We start from the raw sequence: 26553 nt of genomic DNA on the forward strand, positions 1-26553 counted from the left end.
CCTGTTTTCGCGGCGCGGTCGGCGCTCCTACCAATCACAAATCACCAGTTGCCATTCACTGCTCGCCCCTGAGCATTCTGTCAATCGCCTCGTTTGCTAGCTGATCGACCAGTTCATTTTCGCGGTGACCGCTGTGGCCCTTGACCCAGTGCCAGTTGATCGTGTGTTTCTGGACCGCCGCATCGAGACGCTGCCATAGATCCTGGTTCTTGACCGGCTTTTTGGCGGCGGTTTTCCAGCCGCGTCGTTTCCAGTTCGCCAGCCACTCGGTGATGCCCTGGCGCAGGTATTCGGAGTCGGTGGTCAGATCAACCTGGCAGTCGTCGCGATTCAGCGATTCCAGCGCCGCAATCGCGGCATACAGTTCCATGCGGTTGTTGGTGGTCTGCGCTTCCGCGCCCGCCAGTTTCTTTTCCTGATCGCGCCAGCGCAGCAATGCCCCCCAGCCGCCCGGACCGGGATTGCCACGGCAGGCGCCGTCGGTGAATATTTCAATCTTGTTCACGAAGTCAGCGTTCCTGTCGGCTGTTTTTTACGTGCGGTCGGTTCGGCAATCCCGTTGGCGATCAGACGCCGGCGCCGGCGCCACAATTCGCGCACGGGGGTTAAGGGGATGACGCGCTTTTTCGCGACAATGGCATGTACACCGGCCCACCATGGCCAGCACCACGGTCCCAGCTGTTCCATGAAGACCAGTCGCTGCAATGTCGCCGTGTGGACAATCGGCGGTCGATAGAACAGCCGCTGGGTAGTCAGTATTTCAAACCCCAGCAGTCGCAACCAGTCCTGCAGTCGCGAGGCACTGAAAAAATGCCCATTCCAGGGCGGTGCCGCACGCCAGCCGAGCAGCAACCGTGACAGCCCCCAGAGACTCCAGGGGTTAAAGGTCAGTATTAGCACATGCCCCTCGCCAATGAGCACACGTTCGCACTCGCGCAAAACCTGGTGCGGATTCACTTCGAACTCGAGCACATGCGGCAAGACCAGCACGTCGACACTGTCGGCGGCCAGCGGCAGACTTTCGCCGCGGCTGACCACGGCTGGTTGCTGGCCGTCGACGGCATCCAGCGCCAGCACGGCACGGTGACCGATGCGGCTGGCCGCCAGCAAATCCATGTCGGCGAGCTGGCCGAGCTGAAGAATATGATAACCGAACATGTCCGGCAGCTGTTGCGCGAGCCAGTCCTGCTCGATTTGCAACAGGCTGGCGCCGGGCTGCTGCGCGAACCAGGCTTGCAGACGTGTACGAAGATGTGTGACCGACATCGCGTCAGTTCATCCCAGGGTGGTTAACAGGTTCAAATGCGCGGTTAATACAGTCGCCGGATGCATTAATCACAGTCTAAGCGCTTGATTATACTTGACCGGGATGGGACATCCCCATAGCATTGGCCGATAATTAACAAACCGGCTTCAGTATGAAACGCCTGACAACAATAACAATACTCCTGTTCCTGTGCGCCTGTAGTAGCAATCCCAGTCAGAAAACCGCCTCTTCCGATCCGTCGGCGGACGATCAGGCGGTGGCCGATGCCGAGGCTGCCGGGAATCAACACGAAATGCGGGTGCGCCCCGTCAGACCGGACCTGATGCCGTCGAACCAGTGGGGGGTCGACAGCCCCTTGCCGGAGGCGGACGAAGCCGCCAGCCATGACGATGTCTGGGCCCGCATCCGCGCCGGCCTGACGCTGGACCGACATACCAACCAGCCGGCGGTGCAACGCAAGCTCGAGTGGTACAAAAAGCATGCGGACTACATGAGTCGCGTTGCCGAGCGTGCCGCACCCTATATTCATCATATCGTCGAGGAACTCGACGCCCGCGGCATGCCGCTGGATCTGGCGCTGCTACCGGTGATCGAAAGTGCCTATAAGCCGCGCGCCTACTCGCGCAGTCATGCCGCCGGCCTCTGGCAGTTCATCCCCGCCACCGGCGAGCGTTTCGGTCTGAAGCAGAACTGGTGGTATGACGGTCGTCGCGACGTCACCGCCGCCACCAGCGCCGCACTCGACTACCTGCAATTCCTGAACACCGAAATGAGCGGTGACTGGCTGCACGCACTGGCCGGCTACAATGCCGGCGAAAACACCGTACTGCGCGCCATTCGCCGCAACGCGAACCGTAACCGCCCGACCGATTTCTGGCACTTGTCGCTGCCCAATGAAACACGTGGCTATGTGCCGGCATTGCTGGCCACAGTCGAGGTCATCGCCAATCCAGAGCAATATGGCGTCAACCTGAAACCGGTCGCCAACGAACCCTACTTCACCCAGGTGGCCACCGGCGGCCAGCTCGACCTCAGCAAGGCAGCCGAACTGGCCGGCATCAGCGAAGCCGAGATGAAGCGGCTCAATCCCGCTTTCCGGCGCTGGGCCACCGACCCGGACGGCCCGCATGGCCTGCTGCTGCCGGTGGACAAGGCGGAAAAATTTGAGCAGGCGCTGAACAGGCTGCCGGCCAGCGATCGCATCACCTGGCGGCGCCACGAGATTCGCCGCGGCGAAACGCTGGGCCAGATCGCCAATCGCTACGATACGACCGTGGCCGTCCTGCAACGGACCAACCAATTACGCGGCAACCTCATTCGCGCCGGCAAGCAACTGCTGATACCGGCACCCGGCCAGGAAAACAGCGCACCACCGGCAGAACTGGCGCAGGCCGGGACCAACGAATCGGCTGCCGAAAACAAGCAGCACACCGTGCGCCGCGGCGAGAACCTGTGGAATATCGCCCGGCGTTACAATCACAAGGTCGCGACCCTGACCCAGGTCAACAACCTGACCAGCGACAGCGTGCTGCAGCCGGGCCAGCGGTTGCGCATCCCGGCCAACGGCGACAGCGGCCGCAGTGATGACGGCAGCCAGGCCACCGGCCGCAAGCAGGTACGCTATACCGTACGCCAGGGCGATTCACTCTGGTCCATCTCGCGCCGTTTCCAGGTCTCGGTCGCGGCGCTGCGTGAATGGAACAGCCTGCAGAGCCAGGCACTACTGAAGCCGGGCCAGGAACTCGAACTGTACGTCGACCAGGGCATCTGAACAGCAACACCTCACCCCCGGTCCGGCAAGACAGCGTAGAATAGCGACAGCGGCCAATAGCTGGGGCACTGATTCGATGCGATTCGTAAAATGGCTACTGCGCGGCCTGTTGCGGCTGCTCTACCGGGTCGACTGCCAGGGACTCGAGCACTACCACGACGCCGGCGAGCGCGTGCTCATTGTCGCCAACCATACCTCCCTGCTCGACGGCCTGCTGCTGTACGCCTGGCTGCCGGATACCCCCACCTTCGCCATCAATTCAAACATCGCCCGCCAGCCGCGGTTCGGTTTCTTCCTGCGTTTCGTCAATCTGTTTCGCATGGATCCGGCCAGTCCACTGTCGCTGAAATCGCTGATCCGCTATCTGAATGCCGGCAACAAGGCGGTCATCTTCCCGGAAGGCCGCGTCACGACTACCGGCGGGCTCATGAAGATTTACGAGGGTCCGGGACTGGTCGCCGACAAGGCCGACGCCATGGTGCTGCCGATCGGCATTCACGGCCCGCAGTTTTCGCCGTTCTCCTACCTCAAGGGCAAGGGCGTGTGCCGCTGGTTCCCGCGCGTCACCCTGCGTATCCTGCCGCCGCGCCGCATCCATATCGACGCATCGCTGCAGGGCCCGGCACGGCGCAAGTCGGCGGTGCAGCAAATGCAGGACGTCATGTACGAATTGCACGCGGCGACGTTCAATCAGCGCCAGACTGTCTTTCAGGCCATGGTCAATGCCGCGCGCGACAATGGCCCGAAGCGCATCATTCTCGAGGACAGTCAGCGCCAGCGACTGAGCTATCGCCAGCTGCTGCAACGCGCCCTGATTCTCGGTAGCGCGCTGCGCCGGCAGACCGATGCCGGCGAACACGTCGGCCTGATGCTGCCGAACAGCAACGCCATGGCGATCGGTTTTCTGGCCCTGCAGTACAGTGGCCGGATCGCGGCCATGATCAACTTTACCGGCGGCGCCCGTAGCGTCATCCGTGCCTGCGAGACCGGCAACGTCAAACGCATCTATACGTCGCGCCAGTTCATCGAGAAAGCCGGTCTGGAAAACGTGGTCGAGCAAGTCGCCGCCAGCGTCGACGTACGTTATCTTGAAGACCTGCGTGCCGAAATCGGGCTGGTCGACAAACTGCTGGGGCTGCTGCGATCGCGTTACGCCAGCCGCCACTATCGGCGCATTACCCGGAACCGCGACCCCGACCAACCGGCGGTTATCCTGTTCACCTCCGGTTCCGAGGGTGTCCCCAAGGGCGTGGTGCTGTCACATGCCAACCTGTTGGCGAATTACGCCCAGGTCCGCTGTCACATCGATTTCCAACCGACCGATCTGGTGTTCAACTGCCTGCCGCTGTTTCACTCGTTCGGCCTCAATGCCGGTTTCATCATGCCATTGCTGGGCGGCAGTCAGGTGTTCCTATACCCCACACCGCTGCACTACCGACAGATACCGGAACTGATCTACGAGCTGGGCGCGACCATCCTGTATGGCACCAATACCTTCTTCAAGGGCTATGCCCACTACGCGCATCCGTTCGATTTCCACAGTCTGCGCTACACCGTCGCCGGTGCTGAAAAGTTGCGCGACGACACCCTGCAGTTGTGGATGGAACGCTTCGGCATCCGCATTCTCCAGGGCTACGGCGTCACCGAAACCAGCCCGGTCATCGCCGTGAACACGCCGCTGGAAAACCGGATCGGCACCGTCGGCCGGCCGGTAACCGGCATGCAGTTCTATCTTGCACCTGTGGACGGCATCGAAACAGGCGGCCGGCTGGTCGTGTCCGGTCCCAACGTCATGCTCGGCTATCTGCTGGCCGATCGCCCGGGCGAACTCGTGCCGCCGGAAACCGAACGCGGTCGCGGCTGGTATGACACCGGCGACATCGCCAGTATCGATGACGACGGTTACATCACGATTCTCGGCCGTGCCAAGCGCTTCGCCAAGGTTGGCGGCGAGATGGTGTCACTGACCGCAGTGGAAGAGCTGGCACAGAAGGTCTGGCCTGACGCCAGCCATTCGGCCGTCAGCCTGACGGATGAACACAAGGGCGAGAAGATTCTGTTGCTGACCACCGAGCCGGATGCCCATCGCAAGGCGCTGATCGAATACGCCCGGCAACACGGTTACGGCGATCTGTACGTGCCGCGGCATATCATCGGCATCAGCGAGATCCCGGTACTCGGCACCGGCAAGACCGACTACAGCACCCTGCAACAGCTGGCCGAAGCCGCCGACGCCAGCGACGTGAGCTGGATCGACAATCCTGAACAGCTGATTAGCAACTCAAAACAACAATAAGCGATCCGCGAATGAATGCGAATACACGCAAATTTAAAAATGATGTAATGGTATTTTGAGAAGGCAGCCGCAACGCGGAGAAACAAAAGCTCGGCTCAATTACTTTGCTCCGAGCATTGCTGCATTTTCACAATCAGCTTGATTGGCGTTTATTCGCGTTCATTTGCGGACGTATCTGATTGATCATCCGGCCTGACCATCGGCACGAAACCGACCGGAATGACGTCGCGGGTCTCGATCGAACCGTCGGCCTGCTTGACCAGCAACTGCAGGGTCTGGGCAGTGCCCTGCTCACCTACCGGTACCACCATGCGCCCACCGACGGCCAGCTGTTCGATCAGCGCCTCCGGTATTTCGGGAGGTGCCGCAGTGACGATGATCGCATCGAACGGCGCCGCTTGCGGCCAACCCTGATAACCGTCACCAATGCGCAACTCGATCGCATCGTAGCCCAGCTCGGTGAGGGTCGAGGCTGCGCGCCGACCCAGTTCGGGCAGCAACTCGATGCTGTAAACGCTATCGCTGAGTTCAGCCAGGATTGCCGCCTGGTAGCCGGAACCGGTACCAACCTCGAGCACGCGATCGCCGGCTTCGACCGACGCCAGCTCGGTCATCAGTGCGACAATAAACGGCTGTGAAATGGTCTGATCGTGACCGATCGGCAGCGCGCGGTTGAGGTAAGCATTGGACTTTTGCGCCGTCGGTACGAATGCATGCCGCGGCACCCGGCGCAGTGCCTCCAGCACGCGCTCATCGAAACGCGAACGACCGGTATAGACGCCGGTGTCGCGCGCCTGTGCGCTCACCTCGTCCACCATCCGCTCGCGTTCGGCCTGTCGTTCATCCGCCATCGCCATTCCCGTCGTCAGCAAGCCTGACACCAGTAATACGTTTATCCACTGTGCAGTCATGGTTCAACCCGATGCGAGTTTGTGCGCCGCGCGGATCGGCTCCGGCAGACGATAGCGCGTGGTCGTCGCCTCGACCCACTGTACAGCGCTTTCCAGACATACCTTGTGACCGCTGGAAACGTAGATCGTTTTCACGTGCGCCCGGTTACGTAGTACCACGCCTATGATCTCCTGCTGATGAAAAAGATACTGCTGGCTGCCGCGCTCCGGGGTGACGTCGTGATGTGTGCCGATCAGCCGTTTCTTGGCCACGCCAATGCTGGGCAAGCCGGTCAACAGGCCGAGATGGCAGGCAATGCCGAAACGCCGCGGATGGGCGTAACCCTGACCGTCACAGAGCAGCAGATCCGGCGGCTGTGCCAGCTGTTCCAGGGCCTCGAGCACGGCCGGCACCTCGCGAAACGACAGCAGGCCGGGAATATAGGGCAAACGCGTGGGCTGGCGGGCGATCGCGCTGGCGACCACCTCGAGCTCGGGACAGGCCATGACCACGACCGCCGCCCGGGTCGTGTTGCCGCGATCCTCGAAACCGACATCAACGCCGGCTATATAACGCACCGGACCGAACTGATCCGTGGTGATGATCTGCTGGCGCAGTTCCTGCTGCAGGTTGATGGCCTGCTGCGGCGTCAAATCCCAGCTGTGCATGGGCGATTCCGAGCGCCGGGGACAGGATCTGTCCCCGGCTTCGGGTTAGCGTCTAGGATTTGCCGAGACTGCAACATCCGGGACCATGCGCCACGACGTAGAGCATGCCGCCCATGATGGCAAGGTTCTTGAAGAACGCATTGAACTCGTCCGGGTTCGACCAGAATGGATGGAAAATCACGGTCACCGGGATCAGAAACAGGAAGATCGCCAGAGCCGCCCAGCGGGCCTGCAGACCCAGCAGCAGCAGCAGGCCACCGCCCAGTTCAATGATGATGGTCAGCACCAGCAGCACCTCCGGCAGTGGCAACCCCTTGCTGGCCATATAACCGGCCGTGCCCTCAAAACCACCGATCTTGTTCCAGCCGGCAATGATGAAAATCAATGACAATAGTACGCGCCCGACCAGCGGGGCGTATTTCTGGGTAGCGTTACAGTTTGCCAGGTTCATCTCAATCTCCCATCAAGTGCGATTTTGGTTATCATGCAACGTATTACCGCCCGGAGCATCATGCATGGAACATCTCAAGAACATCATTCGCGACATTCCCGATTTTCCCAAGGCCGGCATACTGTTTCGCGATATTACACCGCTACTGGCCGATGCTGAAAGCCTGCGCGAGACGGTCAACGCGCTGGTCGCCCCATACCGGGACGCCGGCATTACCGCCATCGCCGCCATGGAGGCGCGTGGCTTCATTTTCGGCGGCCTGGCCGCCGATGCGCTCGGCACTGGCTTCGTGCCCCTGCGCAAGCCGGGCAAACTGCCCTATGAAACGATCAGCGAAAGCTACGACCTTGAATACGGCGCTGCCAGCCTGGAAATCCATGCCGATGCCCTCGATGAACGTGATACGGTACTGCTGATTGATGACCTGATTGCGACCGGCGGTACTGCCGTCGCATCCTGCCGTCTGGTTGAACGACTCGGCGCCCGGGTCGCCGGACTCGCTTTCATTATTGAACTGGACGGCCTGAACGGTCGCAGCGCGCTGGCCGACTACCACGTCCACAGCCTGGTGCATTACTGATGCGTCAATCGGCGACACACACCTGATCACGGCCGGCCGCCTTGGCCTCATAGAGGGCGGTATCAGCCTGCTTGAGCAATTCATCCAGCTGTTCACCGTGCTCCGGGTATAGCGCGATACCCACCGAGATACTGAGCGGTTTATTGACCGATTGCTGGCCGTCGAACGTCAGCGCATGCATCTGGGTACACAATTTTTCCATCCGTTTAACGGCAGCCGCCTTGCTGATGTTGGCCAGCACCAGCGTGAATTCCTCGCCGCCATAACGCGCCGCGATATCATCACCACGCAGATTCTCCATAAAGTGGCTGGCGACCGCCTTTAGAACCTTGTCGCCGATGGCATGGCCATGATCGTCATTGAACGCCTTGAAGTGATCCAGGTCGATCATGACCACGGCCAGGGTTTGCTCGTTGCGCCGGGCACGGGCGATTTCGCGCTCCAGCGATTCCTGCATGTAACGACGGTTATAGAGGTTGGTCAGCGGGTCGCGCACCGACTGATCGCGCAGGGCCTCGCGCAGCATGAAACTGGACAGCGCCAGTGACAGGTTTTCCGCCGTGTTCCGCAGCAATTCCTGATAACGCTCATCGTCGATCCGCTGATTGTCGTTATTCTGCAGGTAGATGAGTCCCAGTACATCACCGCTGGCCAGCAGCGGAATGCACAGGTAGCCCGCCTCCGGACATTCATTCAAATGCTGGCAGAACAGTGTGGTCTTCTCCCTGACGATATAGGTCTTGCCCTGGCGCAGGGCCCAGCACGCCTCCCTGGCGAAGGCGGGGGCTTCTTTGATATCCCCCCATACGGTGACCGCCTCGAGCATCTGGGTTTGCCGGTTCAACAGGTACAGCGCACCAGCGGTATCGGCAAACAGGCGCGGCGCGTAATGATTGATCACAGAGTGTACTTCATCGATATTGCTGCACACCTGAATTTGTTCATTCATCTGCCGCAGCAGACGGCCGTGGGTGTTGGCGTGCTCGAGATCATCATTCATCTGCGCCAGCATTTCCTCGATACGCTTTTGCTCACTGATATCGGCAACCGCACCGATATAGCCGATAAAACTGCCATCGGCCCTGTAGATCGGGTGACTCTTGTCCAGCATCCAGCAATACTGCCCATGACTATCACGTAGCCGGTAAACGAGCTTTATGGGGCTATGCTCACTCATGTGTTGCCGGATGGTCTCGAGACAGTTGTCGCGATCATCCGGATGCAGTGCGTCTAACCAGGCATGCTCGTCGATCGCCTGTGACTCGTCCAGTCCCAGAAACTCGCGCCATAGGCGGTTGTAATAAATATGGTGACCATCAACGTCAGTCATCCACAGAATGACCGGCGCCTCTTCGACGACATAATGATTTTCTTCATCGTTTTTCTGCGTCATCGCCTGGCATCTCCACAGCTATGCGCGGGTTGCTTGACAGCTAACTTTCGCCGCCATTGATATTGATGATCTGCCCGGTCAGGTAGTGACTGTCGTCGCTGGCCAGATACAGCGCCGCGGCGGCCACGTCCTCCGGTTGTCCCATGCGTTTAAGCGGAACGCCTTCCAGTACTCCGGCACGGTAATCGTCCGGCATGTGATCGCGGATGAATTCGGTCTCGATCCAGCCCGGCGCAATGATATTGACCCGCACCGTCGGCGCGAGATTCTTGGCCAGGCAGCGACTATAGCCGATGATACCCGCCTTGACCGCGGCAAACAGTTCGGGATTGCGACCGACCATGCCGGTCAACGCCTGACTCCAGCTGGTATTGATGATGACGCCCTGGCCGGCTGCGGTCATCAAGGGCGCCACCGCCCAGCAGCATTCCATGGTACCGCGCAGGTCCACGCTCAGTAACTGCTCGAGCTTGGCGGCATCGTCGAGTTCACTGGCCGGGCCGGTCAGAATATCGGCGCCGGCATTGTTGACCCAGATGTCGATGTTACCGAGCGCCGCCTGTGCGCCGGCAACCAGTGCGCGCACCGCATCGGCGTCGGCCACATCGGCCTGTATCGCCTGGGCCTGACCGCCGTCTGCGGTGATCGTATCGACGATCGCCTGGGCACGCTCTGCCGACCGGCGGTAATTGACCACCACGTGGGCGCCTTCAGCTGCAAGGCGTTGCGCAATCGCCGCACCGATACCGCTGCTGGCACCGGTAACCACCGCTGTCCTGTTCTGCAGACGCTTCACTTTCCACTCCATTAACAAGGATTATTGATTGAGCCGGCTGCAGTGTAACCGAGACGCAGTGTACAAGGACAATTGATGGATCCTGACAGTGACCGGGGACTGTGATAGAAAGACGTTCATGTCCGAAACCGCCCTGCAGGCCATCCGCAATTATCGCCGTATCAGCCCGCATCTGGCGACAGCCGGTCAGCCAGATGTGAACCAGTACCCGTTACTGGCCGGGCATTTTGACTCTGTCATCAACCTGGCGCGTCCCGACTCGCCGCACGCGCTGGCTGATGAACCGGCACTGGCGGCACGCCATGGGCTCGAATACATTGCCCTGCCAGTCGACTTCAAGAATCCCCGCAGCGACGATTTCGAGGCATTTCGCCGGCACCTGCGGGAACGTGAACAACAACGTGTGTTTGTGCATTGCGCCATGAACTGGCGCGTTTCCAGTTTCATCTTCCTGTATCGCGTCATCGACGCCGGTGTCGACCGTGCCACGGCGCTACACGACCTGGAAGCGGTCTGGCAGCCGGACCCGGTCTGGCGTGAATTTATCGATACAACGCTGAAGCAGGCGTAAGTAACGCCGCCACGCCGGTGAATATCAGTCCGTCGCGGCCGTGACCTCGTCGAATGCGCGGCGCACAGCCGCCGTAACGTCATGATAGTCACCGAGCAGCTGTCGGGCGGCAGCGACGTCATCTTCGGCCTGGTAATCCAGCGCCCGCGCCAGCGTTGTCAGGGACTCCGGATCGCGCGCTATCGAGCTGACCGGTTTCATGTCGAACACGCGCAGGCGTGCCTCCATGCGCTTGAGAAAATCATAACCGCGCAACAGACACTCGCAATGCGCGTCTGACAACCGTTGTCGCTGGCTAAGCCGCTCGAGCGCAGTGCGCGTACTCGGCGTCTGCAGATCACTGTCATGATGGCCGTACAATAACTGCAGATAGTGACTGATGAAGTCGATGTCCATAACCCCGCCGCGGCCGCGCTTCAACTCGAAACGCCCGGCCGGACTGCCGAGTTCATGTTCGACCCGCGCGCGCATATCGCGGACTTCTACCCGCAGGCGCTCCGGATCGTAGTCGGCGTAGATATGCGGCTGGACGTCGGCGAGCACGCGCCCGGCCAGGCCATCGGCCTCGATCACCGGCCGGCAACGGGTCATCAGCTGGCGCTGCCAGATGTCGCGTTCGCTGCAATGATAGTCACGGAAGGCATCCGCCGAAGTGACCAGTACGCCGGCGGCACCATGCGGCCGCAGGCGCATGTCGACCTCGTAGAGACTGCCGGCCGGTGCCGCCATGGCAATGCCGCGCAACAGCGCACGCACCAGTTTCGACGCCTGCTCGAACAATTCCGGCACATCGTCGGGATAGAGAAAGATCAGGTCGAGATCGGAACCGAAGTTCATCTCGGCTCCGGCCATGCGCCCCATGCCCAGCACCGCCAGATGCTCTTCGAGCCCCGGTGCCGTGTGATGCATGTAAATGCGCAGCGCCGTATCCAGCGTCAGTTCCGCCAGGTCGGTCAGGCACGCTTCCTGCCTGGCCTGGTGCTGCAACTGGCGCAATTCGGCCAGCAGGATCTGCAGCATGATTTCGTTTTTGACGATGCGCAGCGCCTCCATGGCGCTGTCCGGCGACTGCTCGATATCGATCGCCTGCATTCGTGCCTGCATGGCCTCGCGCTGCAGCGCCGGACGCGGATCGGCATCGATGATGTCGGTGATGGCCGAACCGCGATAAAACACGAACCGGGTGAAATACCAGCTGGCACCGAAGACGCGGATCAAAAGCGGCAGATCGTTCGGAATCTTGCCCCAGTCCTGCTGCTCGCACAGCTCCTGCCAGCGTTCAAGGCTGGCGGCCGCGGAATCCGCATGCCAAGCCTCGGCCAGTGCCTGGCGGCTGTCTGCATCCAGTTGTTGCTGTAGTGACATGGTCCCGTTCCGGTTATCGGTAGCGCTTATTGTTCCGGCAGAATGCGCTCGAAACAGCTGCGCGCCAGGGTCTGGTGTTCCAGCAGCTGATCCTCGAACGCCGCCAGGGCTTCGCCGTTGCTGTCGTCAAAGCCGAGCGAGCGTGCCAGCATGAGCCGCTGTTGCCGGTCGTCGGGTAAATCGTGCGTCTGGCGTTCATCGATCATCTGCAGACGGTTTTCCAGGCGCCGCAAAAACAGGTAACTGCGGCGTATGGCAGCCGCCTCGTCGGCATCCAGCAGGCCGAGATCGATCAGCGCCTGCATGGACTGCAGCGTATTGGTCGTGCGCAGTGCCTCGTGCCGGCCGCCGTTGACCATCTGCAGCATCTGCACGAAAAACTCGATATCGCGGATACCGCCGGCACCGACCTTGACGTTCCAGCTGCCGCTGCGGCGACGCATTCGGGCCATATCGCTCTTGATTTGCAGAAACCGATCCAGATCCGAGGCTGCCAGCGAACGGCTGAAGATAAACGGTTGCAGGCGACCCAGCAGATCCGCACCCAGATCCTCGCTGCCAGCCACGACACGCGCCCGCAACCAGGCAAAACGTTCCCAGGCTTCACTGCTGGCCTCATAGTACTGTTCGGTTTCATCGACCGACATCGCCAGCGGGCCACTGCGTCCCCAGGGCCGCAGTTTCAGATCGACGCGGTAGAGAAAACCATCGGCGGTCTGCTCTTCCAGCGCGCGGCTTAACCGGCGGATGATGTCAATGACATGCTTCTGGTAATCGTCGACATCGGCGGCAAAATCCTCGCAGTTCTGGGTGACAAAGATCAGGTCGATGTCGGAACTGAAATTCAGTTCCGCCGCACCCAGCTTGCCAAGACCAAAGACACACAGCGGCGGCTCGCCATAGTCACTTGCGATGAGCCCGAGACCGCGACCGAGGATCTGTTCCGCCAGCCGCGTCAAGCCATCAAGCACCTGTGGATAGTCGGCTTCACCGGCACTCAGGTCCAGGCGCGTCAGGCGCAACAGCTCGCGGTACTTGTAGCGCCGCAGCCCGGCCATATCCTGCTCGCCGTTCAGGCTATGCGGGGTCGCCGCTGACTGGCGAAAATCCGCCAGGCAATCGCCGTGGCTGCAGATGAAGCGATGCAGAAAATTGGAAACACCGACGACCTCGACGAGTTCCGCCTGCTGCTCGGCCGATAATGCCTCGACGGTCTGCCAGAGCGCAGGCTCATCCTGCATCTGTTCCAGCCGTCGCGCGGTGACCTCGGGGACCGGCGAATGCGCGATACTCTGTTCCAGTTGGCTTGAAAAACCGCTCGTCATGCTCGCACTCACTCCGCCGATTCAACGGCGCCCCTGCCGGCCGCAATCCGCGACCGACGTTCAGAGTTTCTGATAAATATCACCGCCCTGCTGGCGGAATTCCTCGGCCTTGTCTTTCAGACCCTGATCGATCGCATCGTCCAGACTGTCGATACCCTGCTGCTCGGCGTATTCGCGCACGTCCTGGGTGATCTTCATGGAGCAGAAGTTCGGCCCGCACATGGAACAGAAATGCGCCACCTTGTGGCCTTCCTTGGGCAGGGTTTCATCGTGGAATTCCCGCGCCCGGTCGGGATCGAGGCCGAGATTGAACTGGTCTTCCCAGCGGAACTCGAACCGCGCCCTTGATAAGGCATTGTCGCGCACCTGGGCGGCCGGATGACCCTTGGCCAGATCCGCGGCATGGGCGGCGATCTTGTAGGTGATGATGCCTTCCTTGACGTCGTCCTTGTCCGGCAGGCCGAGATGCTCCTTGGGCGTGACATAGCAGAGCATGGCGGTACCGTACCAGCCGATCTGCGCGGCACCGATCGCCGAGGTGATGTGATCATAGCCGGGCGCGATATCGGTGGTCAGCGGCCCGAGCGTGTAGAACGGCGCCTCGCTGCACTCGGCCAGTTCCTTGTCCATGTTCTCCTTGATGCGCTGCATGGGCACGTGCCCCGGTCCCTCGATCATCACCTGCACATCGTGCTGCCAGGCGATCTGTGTGAGCTCGCCCAGCGTCTTCAGCTCGGCGAACTGCGCCTCGTCATTGGCGTCGGCAATCGATCCCGGCCGCAGGCCGTCGCCGAGCGAGAAGCTGACATCATAGGCCTTCATGATGGCGCAGATCTCCTCGAAGTGCGTGTACAGGAAGCTTTCCTGATGATGCGCCAGACACCACTTGGCCATGATCGAGCCGCCGCGCGAGACAATGCCGGTGACGCGTTTCGCCGTCAGCGGCACGTACGGCAGGCGCACGCCGGCGTGAATGGTGAAGTAGTCAACGCCCTGCTCGGCCTGCTCGATCAGCGTATCGCGGAAAATCTCCCAGCTGAGTTCCTCGGCCTTGCCATTAACTTTCTCCAGCGCCTGGTAGATCGGCACCGTGCCGATCGGCACCGGCGAGTTACGTACAATCCACTCGCGCGTCTCGTGAATGTTCTTGCCGGTGGACAGGTCCATGACCGTATCGGCACCCCAGCGAATGGCCCAGGTCATCTTCTCGACCTCTTCCGAGATCGACGAACTCACCGCCGAGTTGCCGATATTGGCGTTGACCTTCACCAAGAAGTTGCGGCCGATGATCATCGGCTCGGATTCCGGATGATTGATATTGGCCGGAATGATGGCGCGGCCGGCGGCGACCTCGTCACGCACGAACTCGGGCGTGATTTCAGCAGGGATATTGGCACCAAAGCCCTCGCCCGGATGCCGGCGTTTCAGCGCTTCGTCTTCCAGCGCCCGCAGGTTCTGGTTCTCGCGAATGGCGATGTATTCCATTTCCGGCGTGACGATGCCGCGGCGGGCGTAGTGCATCTGCGAGACATTGGCGCCCGGTTGCGCGCGCCGCGGCCGCTGCAGATGGGCAAAACGCAGCCCGGCCAGCGCCGGATCGGCAGCCCGCTCACGGCCGTAGGCGGAACTCAGATCGTCGAGTTCGGTGGAATCGGCGCGCGTTTCGATCCAGGCCCGGCGCAGCGGTGCCAGGCCCTGGCGAATATCGATGCTGACGTCCGGATCGGTGTACGGCCCGGAGGTGTCATAAACCGTGATCGGCGGATTGCTGCGCGCACCGAAGCTGGCGTGCGTATCCGCCTGGCTGATGGCGCGCATCGGCACGCGGATGTCGGCACGACTGCCGCTGATGTAGATTTTGCGTGAATTGGGGAATGGCTGCACGGCGGCATCATCGACCGTGGCCTGCTGATTGTGAAACTGTTCCGGGACTGCGCTCATAACAAACCTCGCTTGTAAGCGGTTGGCGCCCCGGGGGCTTTGCGAGAAGGCGGCTTCCCTACACCGGTACGGGCTCGACAACCGCCTGCGACCGGCCAGGTTCCAAGGGTCTCTCTCAGTCCGTTACCCTCATGGGCACGGACACCCCCAGCACGAACATTTGAATGTGACAAAATAGAGGAATTGGCGGGCCGAATCCATCATTAGGGACGGCCAATTACCTTTGAATGCTATATAATACCAAGCTTGTGGCCGGAAACGACACAGCCGGTAACCGCGCCATGGGCGTACTGCGTTACCGTTTGCGACCCCCCCAATTCAGTTGAACGTCGAAGGAAACGCTTCGAAAATGGACTTCGAGAAAGCCCGTTATAACATGATCGAGCAGCAGGTGCGGCCCTGGGAAGTTCTCGATCAGGACGTGCTCGACCTGCTGGCCGAGATTCACCGCGAGGACTTTGTACCCGCCGCCTACCAGCGCGTCGCGCTGGCCGACGCCAGCATACCCCTCGGCCACGACGAGGTGACGATGACGCCGAAGCTGGAGGCGCGACTGCTGCAGAGCCTGTTGGTCGGTCCCGACGATCGGGTACTGGAAATCGGTACCGGCTGCGGCTACCTGACCGCGCTGCTGGCAAAGTCGGCGCGCGCGGTCGTCAGTGTCGATCTCTATCCCGATTTTACGGACAGCGCCCGCGACAAGCTGGCTGCGCATGCCATCGATAACGTCACGCTGGCCACCGGTGATGCCGCCAATGGCTGGCCCGATACGGCACCGTACGACGCCATCGCGGTCACCGGTTCGGTGCCGGTGCTGACCGCGGCGTTCCAGTCGCAGCTGACCATCGGCGGCCGGCTGTTCGTGATCGTCGGCGAATCACCGGTCATGGAAGCGCGGCTGGTCACTCGTATCGGTGAACGCGAATGGGCCAGTGAAAGCCTGTTCGAGACCGACCTGCCGGCGCTGGTCGGTGCCCCGAAACGCCAGACATTCACCCTGTGAGAGACTGATGCAGACAATCAGCCCGGAAACACTCAAGCAACGACTCGACAACGGCGACCCGCTGGTCATGATCGATGTGCGCGAGGACTGGGAGTACCAGACCTGTCATATCGAGGGTTCAAAACATGTGCCCATGAGCCAGGTCATGGGACAACTCGACAACCTCGACAAGTCGGCGGAAACGGTATTCATCTGCCACCACGGCATGCGCAGCCAGCAGGTCGCGCAATACTTGGAGACCCAGGGTTTCTCCCGGGTCTACAACCTGGAAGGCGGCGTCGACCAATGGGCCCGGACCGTCGAGCCGGACATGGAACAGTATTGAACCGCAACGTGCAGATCCTGCTTGCGCGCTGCGGCCTGGTTCACAGGCTCGATAGAGCGGCACAACCCGGATAATACCCGGCTTCAGTTTCAATCCATTTGGCAACCGGATTCATTATATGCGTCAAATTCTAGCCCAAACTTTGCTACTGGCCGTTTTCATGCAACCGGGACTCGCCCGGGCCGCTGACCTCCTGGATGTGTACGCGCTTGCCGAAAGCTCGGACCCGATCTACCAGGAAGCCCGCGCCAACTACCGTGCCACCCTGGAGTCCAAGCCCCAGGCCCGCGCCCAGCTGTTGCCACAGATCGGCCTGAGCGCCAGCACCTTCCGTAATCAGCAGGACATAACAACCGGCGGGCCGGATGCATTCGGCGGTGCCGGCGAGGTCGAGTTCACCAGCCGCGCCTATTCGCTGGACCTGCGTCAGCCGCTGTTCCGGGCGCCCGAGTACATGCAGTACCAGCAGTCTGACAGCATCGTCAAACAGGCCGACGCCGAGCTGCGCGCCGCGCGCCAGGACCTGGTCATCCGGGTCGCCGAGGCCTACTTCGACGTGCTCGCCGCCGAGGACAATCTCGAGTTCGCCCGGGCGGAAAAGCGCTCGCTGGAACAACAGCTGGACCAGGCCGAACAGCGTTTCGAGGTCGGCCTGACCGCGATCACCGATATCCGCGAAGCGGAGGCCGGCTACGACAGCGCCGTCGCCCAGGTCATCGAGGCGGAAAACGCTGTCGACAATGCCCGCGAGGCCCTGCGCGAACTCACCGGCCAGTATGTCAGCGATTTCAACGAACTGAACGACGAGATCCCGCTGGTCAAACCGGAGCCGGCGGATATCGATGAATGGACCAGCCGTTCCCAGGAACAGAACATCAACATCACGGCCGCCGAGTTCTCACTCGAAACCGCCAACAAGGAAATTGATGTTCAGAAAGCCGGCCACCTGCCGACACTGGATCTGGTTGCCAGCACCGGCTACGACAAGACCGGCGGTCGCTTTGGCAGTACCCGGACACATACCGATGCCATCGGCCTGGAACTGAATGTGCCGCTGTTTTCCGGCGGTGCAACCACCTCGCGCACGCGCGAGGCCCGTGATTTGTACGATGCCAACCTGCAACGCCTGCATGCGACGCGGCGCAACGCCCAGAGCCTGACCCGGCAATCATATCTCGGTGTCATTTCGGGTATCAGCCGCATCGAGGCGCTGAAAAAGGCCGTGGTCTCCAACGAGACGGCGCTGGAAGCAACCAACGCCGGTTTCGACGTCGGCACGCGCACCGCCGTGGACGTGGTGGCAGCCGAACGTGCCCTGTCCGATGCCCGGCGCAACCTGTCACGGGCGCGCTACGACTACATCATCAACACGCTGCGCCTGAAACAGGCGGCCGGCATCCTGAGCGATCAGGATCTGGCGCTGGTCAATCGCTGGCTGAACTAGGCGGCTGAACTAGGCTTACTCAAGTCAAGCAATTCAAACTTCTGGGGACTCAAGATGACTGCAACCGTCACCGGCCCGAAGGGCCTCTGCCACGCCGACGACAGCCTGCTGCTGGTCGTCGATGTGCAGGAAAAGCTCACCACGGTCATGCCCGACAAGGTGGTCAACCGGCTGCGTCGCAATGCCGGCCTGCTGTTGCAGGCGGCCAGTCTGTTCGACGTGCCGGTTATCGCCACCGAGCAGTATCCGAAGGGGCTGGGCAAACTCGAGGCTGGCCTCACCGATCTGCTGCCACAGGGCAGTTCGGTTTATGAGAAAACCGCTTTCAGTTGCCTGGCGGCCGAGGGACTGGCCAAACAGATCAGCGACAGTGGCCGCAAACAGGTGATCATCACCGGCGTGGAAGCGCATATCTGCATATTGCAGACGGCGCTGGAACTGGCCGACCAGGGCTATATCGTCTTTGTCGTCGGCGACGCGGTCTGTTCACGCAACCGCGAGAATTACGAGAACGCCCTACATCGCCTGCGCCATGCCGGTATCACTGTCATCGACTCCGAGTCGGTGCTGTTCGAGTGGGTCAAGGATGCCGGCCACGAGCACTTCAAGGCCGTCTCGAAACTGGTGCAAAGCGACTAGCGACAGCCTACCTGAGAACGATAGCCGTGCAGCAACAGGGCGCTGCCCGCGCCCAGAAGCGCAGCCAGTGGTAGCGCGGCAGGTGTGATTCCGGCCAGTACCTGCAGCGCCAGCCATGTCACCGCGGCGGCAGCCAGCAATGGCAACAGCCAGTGCCCCGCTAATCGCCACCACGTTTTCGAGCCCACCAACAGCAACGGTAGCAGCAGCGCAAGCGGCGCCCACAGTGCCTGCTGCAGATACAGCATCAACGCCAGCCAAGCGGCGACCGCCAGAAAGGCGGCCTGCAGGTACAACAGGCGGCGTAGCGCCGGATCCGGATAACCGCTGCCGGACGGCCTGTTGGCGGGGCTTGTGAACGACATCGCTGGCCACTCCATAAAATGCCTGAATGGAGTCAGCGCAAGCGCCGTGCCAACGATTGGCCTGTTTTACTATATTGTTATTAATCAATAAGTTGGATTGTATTCATAGACCATGACATGAACGATCATGAGGCCAGAACGTCGTTATACAACGACAGACTCAGGTCTGCAGGTACTGGCGTACCGTCTCGACCAGCACTGTCTTCTTGATCGGCTTGCTGAGATGATGGTTGCAGCCGGCAGCCATGCACTTGTCGATCTCTTCCTTAATCGCATGGGCTGTCAGCGCCACGATGGTTATCGCCGGCCGGGCCTGCTCACCTTCCAGTGCGCGTATGCGGCGTGCTGCTTCATGACCGTCCATCACCGGCATCTGCACGTCCATCAGCACCAGGTCGTAGCGATTGCGCGTAAACAGTTCGAGCGCCTGTTCACCATTCTCGGCTTCATCAATGGTCATCTGCAGGGGCTTCAGGTAAGCCTGCACCAGCATGCGGTTGTCGGCATTATCCTCGACCAGCAGAACACGTTTGTCCGGCAGACTGGCGGGGGCAGGCTCGGCCGGTTTGTTCACCTTGCCGGCATCGCCCGCCGTATCAAGAATCGCCGCCATGACCTGCATCAACTCACTGCGTTTCAGCGGCTTGATCAGGTAGCCGCCCAGGCCCAGCGACTTGATGTACGGCAGATCATCGCTCAGATCCGCTGAGCTCAGCATCAGGATCGTATTTACCCGCTGGCCCTGAGCCCGCAGTCGCTCAACCACGTCGATGCCGGTCTGGCCCGGCATGTGCCGGTCCAGCAAGACCAGATCGTAATGCCCGGCATGGGCGCTGAGTTCCGCCAGCGCCGCCGGGCCGTTGCTCAATTCCGTGACCTCGGCACCGGCGGCGGTCAGCGCCGAGTTCAGGATCATGCGGTTGGTATCGTTATCGTCGACGATCAACACGCATCGGCCATGCAGGTCGACCGTTGGTGTCGGCCGCTTGCGTTCGGCCCGCGCCGTCTGCGGCAGACGCACGTCAAACTGGAAACGGCTGCCCTGGCCGCTATCGCTGGTCACCCAGATCTGGCCGTCCATCAATTCGACCAGCCGCTTGCAGATGGTCAGCCCCAGGCCGGTTCCGCCGTACTTGCGCGTCGTCGAGGAATCGACCTGGGTAAAGCTGGCGAAGATGGCCTCGCACTTGTCCGCCGGAATGCCGATACCGGTGTCTTCCACGACACAATGCAACATATCGGCCGCGTCGGTTGCGTTGCTGACATGCACATGCACCTGACCACGCTCGGTAAACTTGAGCGCATTGCTGATCAGGTTAAGGATAATCTGGCGCAGGCGTGACGGGTCGCCCAGCCGCGCAACATGCACATCAGGCTCGATGTGAAAATTCAGCTCCAGCCCTTTTTCAGCAGCCTTGAGCGCGTAGATATCGATCGCCTCTTCCAGCACCTCCTCGAGGTCGAAAGGGATCTGCTCAAGCACCAGCTGGTGTGCCTCGATCTTCGACAGATCGAGAATATCGTTGACCAGGCTCAGCAATGCCTGACCGGCATTGTGGAAGACATTGATGTATTTCTGTTGCTCGCTGGTCAGCGGGGTATCGGCCAGCAGATCAGACATGCCGATGATGGCATTCAGCGGCGTACGGATCTCGTGACTCATACTCGCCAGGAATTCGGACTTCACCTTCGACGCTTCCAGCGCCTGATCACGGGCGATGGCGAGTTCCTGGGTCTGCTCCTCGACCTGGCGCTCGATAACGGCGTTGCGCTGCTCGAGTTCACGCGCCTGCATGTCGCGGCTGCGCGCCAGCGCCAGCATCAGCAGCGTGACACCGATGCCCACCAGCAGGGCCGTCAGCAACAGCCCCTGCTCGAGTTCATTCCAGTACAACGGTCGCTGACTTTGCAGGCGCACGGAAAAGGCCGGCATCTGGAACTGGCTGTCGCGTTCGAACCCGGCAGCCTGCAGACCCGCCTGTTGTTCGGCGTCACGTGCGTAGATCTGCTGGCGACCGGTCAACCCGGCCGTCTCGATCAGCAGGCGGACGCTGGCGCGATTAAAGCGTGCGCGGTTATCGACCAGCGCAGTCGGATCGATGAGCAAACCAACCAGGCGCTGCGCGTTATCCGGGCCGGCCGGCAACAGCCGCAATAACCAGAAGCCGCCAGACGGTTGTTCGGCGACTGGCGGTGACGGTGCTGTAGCGCCGCTGCTTGCCGCGAGCTCCAGTGTCGCCGGATACAGATCATGCCCGGTCAACGCAGCCACCGCCGGTGCCAACGCGATATTGCGCGTGAACTCATGCGCAATATCGAGCTTGCCGGCGTGCAGACGTTCGGCATCCGCTGCCGTGCTTACGAAACCGGCGGCGATGAACTCATGCCGTCGCAGCAGATCGCGCATGTAGGCCGTATACTGATTATCATCCAGCGTGATATCCATCTCGAGCAAGGCACTGACACTGACCAGGGCTTCCTCGGCCGTATTCAGGCGCTGATTGATCGCATCGCTGAACGACACCGACTCAAGCACGAACTCGCGTCGCTGATTGTCGATCTCGGCACGCCAGGCCAGCAGAAACAGGACCAGTGTAAAGGCCAGGCCCAGGCCGATCGGCAACAGGTACAACAACCGCCGGCGCCAGTCCCGGCCCGGCGCCGCATGTCCGGTCAACGATGCAGTCCCTGCGTTCATGGTCGCCGCCGGCGGGTTGCCGGTTATTCCTCGTAGATGACTTCGACCTGCGCCAGGTACTGCGCCAGTTCACTTATCTGACGGTCCATGGCATCACGGTCGTTATCGCGGGCGGCTGCCTCAAGACCGGCACCCAGTTCAGTGATGCGAACGAAACCATAACCACCGCCCACCCCCTTGAGCATATGGCCGATGGACTGAACGGTGGCCAGGTCGCCCGCCGCCAGTGCATCCTGTAGCTTTACAACATCCGTGTGCCGATTCTGCAGAAACCCCGGGATCAGCGCTTCCAGATCCGGATCCACGGACACCCTGATGGTCTGACTCATTGTAATGGCCCTCTCCCCTGAAATTTCAGCCCCGTGCGTCACCCGAAGTCGTGCAACGCGCTCGCCCGGCTAGTCGTCGTTATTCCGGTCACGAAATTGCGCCGGATCAATATCGTGTTGACCCAACAGCTTGTAAAACTCGGTACGGTTACGTCCGGCGATGCGCGCGGCATTCGCCACATTACCCGTGCAGATGCGCATGACACTGAGCAGATAATTGCGCTCGAAAGTGTCCTTGGCTTCCTTCAGTGTCTGAATCCGGCTGGCCGGGTCATCCTGCAAGGCGCGTTGCACCAGGCTGAGCGGTATGGCCTCGGTCCGGGACAGTGTACAGCACTGTTCAATCATGTTGATAAGCTGGCGGACATTGCCCGGCCACGGCGCGGTGGCCAGGTAATCCAGTGCCTCGGGGGCAAAATAGCGCCGGGTCCGGTTCGGGTAGCGCCGCTGATGGGCCTGTAACAGATGATCGATCAACACCGAAATGTCTTCACGGCGCTCGGCCAGTGACGGAATCTTCAGCGGCACGACGTTGAGCCGGTAATACAGATCCTCGCGAAACTCGCCGGCCTTGACCGCCTGGGCCAGATTCCGGTGCGTGGCCGAAATGACGCGAACATCGACCGGGTAATTGCGTGTCGAACCGACCGGGCGCACCTGGAAATCCTGCAACACGCGCAGCAGCTTCACCTGCAGTTGCAATGGCATGTCACCGACTTCGTCCAGAAACAGGGTGCCGCCGTTGGCGGCGAGGAACAGACCCTCGTGACGGCTGTTGGCACCGGTAAAGGCACCTTTTTCATGGCCAAACAATTCCGACTCGAGCAATTGTTCCGGAAACGCGCCACAGTTGATCGGGATAAACGGTTGCTCGCGGCGCGGGCTGGCATCGTGGATCGCCCGCGCCAGCACTTCCTTGCCGGTACCGGTTTCCCCCTGTATGAACACGGTAATGTCGCTATCAGCCACCAGCTTGGCATGCTCGACGAGCTCCGCCATCTGACTGCTTTTATAAATCAGCCCCTGGCTGAAGGCGGCGTCGATGTACGGATCCGCGGCCCGGTTGAGCGCGCGCGAGGCCTGATCCAGCAATTCCTGGCGCTGTACGGGTTTGGTCAGGAAAGCCGCCGACCCCAGGTGGGTCGCCTTGATGGCGTCGGGGATCTGCGCCTTGCCGCTGAGCATGATCACCGGCAGCAGCGGATTGGCCTGATGCACACGCGTCAGTAACGCCATGCCGTCGAGATCGTCCATGAACAGATCGGTAATCACCAGCTGCGGCCGCAGCAGATCAAACTGTTTCAGCGCTTCTCGTCCGCTGGTGGCGGTTTGTACGTCATAGCCGGCCTTGTCGAGCCAGACACTGAGCAATGACAGAATGTCGTCATCGTCATCGACCAGCAGAACGGTTGCCGGATTCGCCTGTTGTTGTTCGCTTGCTTGCTGTTCGGTCACGCCAGCGGACTCCTGCCTGGATACGACTGGTTATCCCCCCCCCTGACACACGTGCGCCAGCAGATGAGCTGTGCGTGAAACTGTCCACGTGCGGCCATGCCAAGCCACAATCATAAAGTATCCGCGGGCAACTATCAGCAACCGCGATAAATGCCGGCCGTGCCGGCTACGGCCGGGACAGCTATTCGACCGTCACCGACTTGGCCAGATTACGCGGCTGGTCGACGTCCGCACCCTTGATAACGGCAATATGATAGGCGAACAGCTGCAGCGGGATCGTGTAGACGATCGGTGCAATGGTCTCGGGCACCCGTGCCAGGTTCAGTACGCGCACGGCATCCTCGGCCGGCACGCCGGCACTGGAATCGGCGAACAGGTATAACACGCCACCGCGGGCGCGAACCTCCTGCAGGTTCGACTTCAGCTTTTCCAGCAAACTGTTGTTGGGCGCGACCGCAATGACGGGCATGTCTTCATCGACCAGCGCCAGCGGCCCGTGTTTGAGCTCGCCGGCGGCATAGGCCTCGGCATGGATATAGGAAATTTCCTTGAGCTTGAGCGCCCCTTCCATGGCCACCGGCAGCATGGTGCCCCGGCCCAGGTACAGGGCATGGTGCTTGTGCGAGAACTCTTCCGCCACCTGACCGATGGCATCATTGAGCTGCAGAGCGGTATTGATATGCCCGGGCAGGGTTTCCAGCTCGGCCACCAGGCGCCGTTCCAGTTCGCTGTCGATGCGGTTGCGCCGGCCCAGGGCGATCGTCAGCAACAGCAAGGCGACCAGCTGGGTGGTGAAGGCCTTGGTCGAGGCGACGCCGATCTCCGGGCCGGCCCGGGTCAGAAACACGAGATCGGATTCCCGTGTTAACGAGCTCTCCGGGTTGTTGCAGATGGCCAGGCAGGCGCTGTACTCAAGTGCTCTGGCCAGCGACAGGGCCGCCAGCGTATCGGCGGTTTCGCCGGACTGTGACAGCGCGACAAACAGGGTGTTCTCCGGCACGACGTGGGCGCGATAACGGTACTCGCTGGCGATCTCGACCCGGCAGGTCAGCCCGGCCAGCGCCTCGATCCAGTAGCTCGCAACGAGCCCGGCATGGTAGCTCGTGCCACAGGCGACGATATGAACGTGCTCGATGCGGCTGAAGATGTCGCTGGCAGCCATGCCGAAGGCCGTGTCGAGTACCTGGCCGTGTTCGATACGGCCGGTCAGCGTGTCGGCCACGGCGACCGGCTGACTGAAAATCTCCTTGAGCATGTAGTGCCGGTAGCCGGCCTTGTCGACCGCGTCGGCGGCCAGCTCGGAGGTCATTACCGGCCGTTCGACGACCTGCCCCGTGTGATCGTAAATCGTGAGCCGGTCGCGTTGAATATCGACAATATCGCCGTCCTCGAGATAGATGAACTGACGGGTGACAGGCAACAGGGCAAAAACGTCGGAGGCGATGAAATGTTCGCCGATACCGACACCGACGACCAGCGGGCTACCGCGACGCGCGGCGACCAGCCGATCCGGCTCGTCGGTGTCGATAACGCCAATGGCATAGGCGCCATCAAGCTCAGCCACGGTCGCGCTTACCGCTGCCAGCAGGTCCCGGCCGCTGGCACGATGCGCATGCACGCGGTTCACCACAACCTCGGTATCGGTTTGCGAACCGAACTCATAACCCTCGCCGCGCAGGGTCTCGCGCATCGATTCATGGTTTTCGATAATGCCGTTATGCACCAGCGCGATCTGTTCGCGGCAGACATGCGGATGGGCATTGTCAACGCTGGGCCGGCCATGGGTCGCCCAGCGTGTGTGCGCGATACCGGTACCGCCAACCGGTGGCTCTGCGGCCGTCGCCGCGCTGAGCTCGGCGACCTTGCCGAGCACGCGGGTGCGCTGCAGCTTGCCGTCCCGGTCGAGGATGGCCAGACCGGCCGAGTCGTAACCACGGTATTCGAGCCGTTTCAGACCTTCCAGCAGAATGGGGAGTACATCACGTTGGGCAACAGCACCGACAATGCCACACATAGAGATTAACCTGGATCCTGGTTCGCGTTGTTATCCGTAGCGCGCATGTCTTTCGTGCCTGATTCAAGCTCCGGTGGCTTGAGCTCCGGCAGATAGTCCGCCGTCGGATTGAGAATATAACGATCGGCCATGCGCCGGGCCTTCATTTGTTGATTCGGGGTCAGCTTGCTCGCCAGGGACTTGATGTAGGCATCAGCGCTGGCGTTGCCCTGTTTGTCGGCGGCATAGAACCAGCTGTAGGCCTCGATATAATCCCGCTCGACACCCCGACCGTCGCTATACAACATGCCCAGGTTGCGCTGCGCACCGGGATGTCCCTGCCTGGCGGCCTGCTCGAACCAGCGCTGCGCCTTGCGATAGTCACGCCCGCTGCCAAGTCCCAGGTAGTGCATCGTGCCAAGGGCGTTCTGGGCTTCGGCATCACCGGCTTCTGCCCGGGGCAACCAGAGTTCATGCGCCCGCTCGTAGTCACCCGCTTCAAAAGCCGCCTGTGGATCATCCGACGCGCCACACCCGGCCAGCAGAAAACTCAATAGAGGGAACAGGCAACAGAATCGGACTACGCGGCGGGTATTCGGCATACGATCAATTATGGGGGTTATCAGTACGAATGCCTATTCTGAAAATGGTCGGGACGGCAGGGTGAGTGGTAAACCCGGCAAGCACCGCTTGCCGTTGCCATGAACGCCGCGACGGGGATGTCGCGGCAGGACCGTATCACCATGGACGGATCCCGCCCGGTAAACTCCAATGTTTGGTCGGGACGGCAGGATTTGAACCTGCGACCCCCTGCACCCCATGCAGGTGCGCTACCAGCCTGCGCCACGCCCCGATTTTGTAATGCTTGCTAAGATAACAAAATAATCCTCAGGCGACGAGAGCGGGATTGCCTGGATCGCTCAAGACTCATTATTTGGGGTGGCCTGCCCCGGTCGATAATGCGAATTCCGGATACCGCCTGCCGGT

General features: G+C 61.1%; 24 protein-coding genes and 1 tRNA gene. 8 read left to right on the forward strand and 17 right to left on the reverse strand.

The window, feature by feature from the left end; all coding sequences use genetic code 11:
• Positions 1-55 precede the first annotated feature (55 nt).
• Complete coding sequence (rnhA, locus tag J2T55_RS07625) at positions 56-505, reverse strand: ribonuclease HI (protein ID WP_259055330.1); 450 nt, start codon at positions 503-505, stop codon at positions 56-58.
• The gene (locus J2T55_RS07630; RefSeq protein WP_259055333.1) at positions 502-1266 is read right to left on the reverse strand and encodes a class I SAM-dependent methyltransferase; all 765 of its coding nucleotides are present in this window, start codon (positions 1264-1266) and stop codon (positions 502-504) included. Before J2T55_RS07630 ends, rnhA begins: the two co-directional genes overlap by 4 nt.
• A 152-nt stretch (positions 1267-1418) precedes the next feature.
• Between J2T55_RS07630 and J2T55_RS07635 the strand changes: the two genes are divergently transcribed.
• Together J2T55_RS07635 and J2T55_RS07640 are read left to right on the forward strand one after the other, a co-directional pair.
• The gene (locus J2T55_RS07635) at positions 1419-3038 is read left to right on the forward strand and encodes a LysM peptidoglycan-binding domain-containing protein (protein WP_259055335.1); all 1620 of its coding nucleotides are present in this window, start codon (positions 1419-1421) and stop codon (positions 3036-3038) included.
• Positions 3039-3114: 76 nt separating this feature from the next.
• On the forward strand, positions 3115-5334 hold the full coding sequence (locus J2T55_RS07640; protein ID WP_259055337.1) for an AMP-binding protein: 2220 nt from the start codon (positions 3115-3117) through the stop codon (positions 5332-5334).
• Between the two features lie 149 nt (positions 5335-5483).
• Here J2T55_RS07640 and J2T55_RS07645 read toward each other — a convergent pair whose 3' ends face one another.
• The 3 genes from J2T55_RS07645 to J2T55_RS07655 form a co-directional block, all read right to left on the reverse strand.
• A complete protein-coding gene (locus tag J2T55_RS07645) occupies positions 5484-6185 on the reverse strand; it encodes a protein-L-isoaspartate(D-aspartate) O-methyltransferase (RefSeq protein WP_259055338.1) in 702 nt (233 codons plus the stop codon).
• Between the two features lie 63 nt (positions 6186-6248).
• A complete protein-coding gene (gene nfi / locus J2T55_RS07650) occupies positions 6249-6893 on the reverse strand; it encodes a deoxyribonuclease V (protein WP_259055340.1) in 645 nt (214 codons plus the stop codon).
• A 52-nt stretch (positions 6894-6945) separates the two neighbouring features.
• Positions 6946-7344, reverse strand: a complete 399-nt coding sequence (locus tag J2T55_RS07655; protein WP_259055342.1) for a DoxX family protein — start codon at positions 7342-7344, stop codon at positions 6946-6948.
• Between the two features lie 64 nt (positions 7345-7408).
• Between J2T55_RS07655 and J2T55_RS07660 the strand changes: the two genes are divergently transcribed.
• On the forward strand, positions 7409-7924 hold the full coding sequence (locus tag J2T55_RS07660; protein ID WP_259055344.1) for an adenine phosphoribosyltransferase: 516 nt from the start codon (positions 7409-7411) through the stop codon (positions 7922-7924).
• Positions 7925-7928: 4 nt separating this feature from the next.
• Here J2T55_RS07660 and J2T55_RS07665 read toward each other — a convergent pair whose 3' ends face one another.
• Both J2T55_RS07665 and J2T55_RS07670 read right to left on the reverse strand, forming a co-directional pair.
• A complete protein-coding gene (locus J2T55_RS07665) occupies positions 7929-9317 on the reverse strand; it encodes a sensor domain-containing diguanylate cyclase (RefSeq protein WP_259055346.1) in 1389 nt (462 codons plus the stop codon).
• A 40-nt stretch (positions 9318-9357) separates the two neighbouring features.
• Entirely contained in the window at positions 9358-10113 is a 756-nt protein-coding gene (locus J2T55_RS07670; RefSeq protein ID WP_259055348.1) for an SDR family NAD(P)-dependent oxidoreductase, read from the reverse strand.
• A gap of 118 nt (positions 10114-10231) precedes the next feature.
• On the opposite strand from J2T55_RS07670, the gene J2T55_RS07675 reads away from it, so the two are divergent.
• Entirely contained in the window at positions 10232-10684 is a 453-nt protein-coding gene (locus tag J2T55_RS07675) for a protein tyrosine phosphatase family protein (RefSeq protein ID WP_259055350.1), read from the forward strand.
• Positions 10685-10708: 24 nt separating this feature from the next.
• Here the strand turns inward: J2T55_RS07675 and J2T55_RS07680 are convergent, their stop codons facing one another.
• Genes J2T55_RS07680 through thiC form a run of 3 tightly spaced genes read right to left on the reverse strand, consistent with a single transcriptional unit; the run spans position 10709 to position 15315 of the window.
• The gene (locus J2T55_RS07680) at positions 10709-12049 is read right to left on the reverse strand and encodes a [protein-PII] uridylyltransferase family protein (protein WP_259055352.1); all 1341 of its coding nucleotides are present in this window, start codon (positions 12047-12049) and stop codon (positions 10709-10711) included.
• Positions 12050-12075: 26 nt separating this feature from the next.
• Positions 12076-13374, reverse strand: coding sequence for a [protein-PII] uridylyltransferase family protein (locus J2T55_RS07685; RefSeq protein ID WP_259055354.1), 1299 nt, complete (start codon positions 13372-13374; stop codon positions 12076-12078).
• Between the two features lie 60 nt (positions 13375-13434).
• Positions 13435-15315, reverse strand: coding sequence for a phosphomethylpyrimidine synthase ThiC (gene thiC, locus J2T55_RS07690; protein WP_259055356.1), 1881 nt, complete (start codon positions 15313-15315; stop codon positions 13435-13437).
• Between the two features lie 349 nt (positions 15316-15664).
• Between thiC and J2T55_RS07695 the strand changes: the two genes are divergently transcribed.
• The 4 genes from J2T55_RS07695 (at position 15665) to J2T55_RS07710 (ending at position 18726) form a co-directional block, all read left to right on the forward strand.
• Positions 15665-16318 (forward strand): protein-L-isoaspartate O-methyltransferase family protein, encoded by a 654-nt coding sequence (locus J2T55_RS07695; RefSeq protein ID WP_259055358.1) that lies wholly within the window; start codon positions 15665-15667, stop codon positions 16316-16318.
• A gap of 7 nt (positions 16319-16325) precedes the next feature.
• Positions 16326-16643 carry a rhodanese-like domain-containing protein gene (locus J2T55_RS07700; protein WP_259055360.1) on the forward strand — a complete coding sequence of 106 codons (318 nt, stop codon included), beginning with the start codon at positions 16326-16328 and terminating at the stop codon, positions 16641-16643.
• A 118-nt stretch (positions 16644-16761) separates the two neighbouring features.
• On the forward strand, positions 16762-18087 hold the full coding sequence (locus J2T55_RS07705; protein WP_259055362.1) for a TolC family outer membrane protein: 1326 nt from the start codon (positions 16762-16764) through the stop codon (positions 18085-18087).
• A gap of 54 nt (positions 18088-18141) precedes the next feature.
• Complete coding sequence (locus J2T55_RS07710; protein WP_259055364.1) at positions 18142-18726, forward strand: hydrolase; 585 nt, start codon at positions 18142-18144, stop codon at positions 18724-18726.
• Here J2T55_RS07710 and J2T55_RS07715 read toward each other — a convergent pair.
• From J2T55_RS07715 to J2T55_RS07745, 7 genes are all read right to left on the reverse strand, one after another.
• Positions 18723-19091, reverse strand: a complete 369-nt coding sequence (locus J2T55_RS07715) for a hypothetical protein (protein WP_259055366.1) — start codon at positions 19089-19091, stop codon at positions 18723-18725. The two genes, J2T55_RS07710 and J2T55_RS07715, sit on opposite strands and share 4 nt — an antisense overlap.
• 160 nt (positions 19092-19251) lie before the next feature.
• Positions 19252-21789, reverse strand: a complete 2538-nt coding sequence (locus J2T55_RS07720; RefSeq protein WP_259055367.1) for a hybrid sensor histidine kinase/response regulator — start codon at positions 21787-21789, stop codon at positions 19252-19254.
• A gap of 23 nt (positions 21790-21812) precedes the next feature.
• On the reverse strand, positions 21813-22118 hold the full coding sequence (locus tag J2T55_RS07725) for an Hpt domain-containing protein (RefSeq protein WP_259055369.1): 306 nt from the start codon (positions 22116-22118) through the stop codon (positions 21813-21815).
• A 69-nt stretch (positions 22119-22187) separates the two neighbouring features.
• Positions 22188-23573, reverse strand: a complete 1386-nt coding sequence (locus J2T55_RS07730; RefSeq protein ID WP_259055371.1) for a sigma 54-interacting transcriptional regulator — start codon at positions 23571-23573, stop codon at positions 22188-22190.
• Positions 23574-23754: 181 nt separating this feature from the next.
• A complete protein-coding gene (gene glmS / locus J2T55_RS07735) occupies positions 23755-25587 on the reverse strand; it encodes a glutamine--fructose-6-phosphate transaminase (isomerizing) (RefSeq protein WP_259055373.1) in 1833 nt (610 codons plus the stop codon).
• A gap of 5 nt (positions 25588-25592) precedes the next feature.
• Positions 25593-26120, reverse strand: a complete 528-nt coding sequence (locus J2T55_RS07740) for a tetratricopeptide repeat protein (protein WP_259055375.1) — start codon at positions 26118-26120, stop codon at positions 25593-25595.
• A 222-nt stretch (positions 26121-26342) separates the two neighbouring features.
• Positions 26343-26419 (reverse strand) — tRNA-Pro (locus J2T55_RS07745).
• Positions 26420-26553 lie beyond the last annotated feature (134 nt).

Origin of the sequence: Methylohalomonas lacus (assembly GCF_024808875.1) — a bacterium.
GTDB lineage: Bacteria > Pseudomonadota > Gammaproteobacteria > Methylohalomonadales > Methylohalomonadaceae > Methylohalomonas > Methylohalomonas lacus.